This is a genomic window from Frankia sp. CcWB2 (assembly GCF_977927585.1).
On sequence record NZ_CDWRCM010000183.1, the window covers coordinates 2,633 to 4,316 of the forward strand.

2 protein-coding genes are annotated in these 1,684 nt (G+C 72.4%); both read left to right on the forward strand.

Annotated features, from left to right (window positions below):
• A partial coding sequence (locus ACY45C_RS17130; RefSeq protein WP_462188568.1) for a sensor histidine kinase occupies nt 1–886 on the forward strand: 886 nt, incomplete at its 5' end.
• 41 nt (nt 887–927) lie between these two features.
• A partial coding sequence (locus tag ACY45C_RS17135; RefSeq protein ID WP_462188569.1) for a glycosyltransferase family 39 protein occupies nt 928–1,684 on the forward strand: 757 nt, incomplete at its 3' end.

Consider the following 1,684-nt stretch of genomic DNA (forward strand, 5'->3'; position numbering starts at 1 on the left):
GGTGGCCCTGTCGGTGCGTGTGCCGCAGGTCGACACCGACCCGCGCACAGAGGTCGGCCAGGTCGGGGCGGCACTCAACCGGATGCTCGGCCACATCGGTGCCGCGCTGGCCGCCCGGCACGCGAGCGAGATGCGGATGCGCCAGTTCCTCGCCGACGTCAGCCACGAACTGCGCACTCCGCTCGCGGCGATCAGCGGGTACGCCGAGCTGACCCGCCGGACCCGCGAGCACGTCCCCGCGGACGTCACCTACGCGATGAGCCGGGTCGAGTCCGAAAGCGCGCGGATGACGGCGCTGGTCTCCGACCTGCTGCTGCTCGCCCGGCTCGACTCCGGTCGGGATCTGGTCCGGGAACCGGTGGACGTCTCCCGGCTGATCGTCGACGCGGTCAGCGACGCGCACGTGGCCGCCCCGGGCCACCGCTTCGCCCTCGGCCTGCCCGAGGAGCCGGTCACGGTCACCGGGGACCCGGCCCGCCTGCACCAGGTTCTCGCGAACCTGCTGGCCAACGCCCGCACCCACACGCCGCCGGGCACCCAGGTCACGGCGAGCCTGACCGTGAGCGGCCCCACGGCGATCCTCGCGGTCGTGGACGACGGCCCGGGCATCCCCCCGGATCTGCTCCCCGAGGTCTTCCAACGCTTCGCGCGCGGCGACAGCTCGCGGTCCCGCGCCGCCGGTAGCACCGGGCTGGGGCTCGCCATCGTCGCCGCCGTCGTCGAGGCACATCACGGGCACGTGCAGGCCACGAGCGAGCCGGGACGCACCGCCTTCATGGTCGAGCTGCCCCGATGCCTCCCACCCTCGGGGACGGTCCCACCCGAGCCTGCCCGCCTGACCGGCCCGACGCACCCCGACCGAGCTTCACAGCCTGCGTACAGGTAGATCACAAGAAGCCGAAAGGTCCGCGGTCGACAGTGATCCCCATGTCGCCCATACTCACCGACCCGGTGCCCCTCTCCGGAGGCGGTCGGGCCCCTGGACATCGGCGGCGCATGCCGTGGACCAGGGACCAGCCCCACCATGTGCCCTCCCCCGACGCCCCCACCGAGACCGGGCCCCCGGTCGACGGCTCCGGTGGCCTCGTAGCCGCCGAAGACGTGGCCGCCGAGGACGCCCGCTGGGCCCGACCAGCACTGGTCACCCTGCTGGTGGGCACAGGTGTGCTCTACCTGTGGGGCCTCGGCGCGTCGGGATGGGCGAACGCGTTCTACTCGGCCGCGGTCCAGGCCGGCTCGGTGAGCTGGAAGGCGTTCTTCTACGGCTCCTCGGACGCTGCCAACTCAATCACGGTCGACAAGCCGCCGGCCTCCCTGTGGGTCATGGCGCTGTCCGTCCGGATCTTCGGCCTGAGCGCCTGGAGCATCCTCGTGCCCCAGGCGCTGATGGGTGTCGTCACCGTCGGCCTGCTCTACCAGACCGTGCGGCGGCAATTCTCCGCCGGTGCGGGCCTGCTCGCCGGCGCGGTGCTGGCCCTGACCCCGGTCGCGGCCCTGATGTTCCGGTTCAACAACCCGGACGCCCTGCTCGTGCTGCTCCTGGTCGCCGCGGCCTACGCGACGTTGCGGGCGATCGAGCAGGCGAGCACCCGCTGGCTGGTGTTCGCCGGGGTCCTGGTCAGCTTCGCCTTCCTGACGAAGCTGCTGCAGGCACTGCTCGTCGTCCCTGTCTTCGCACTGGTGT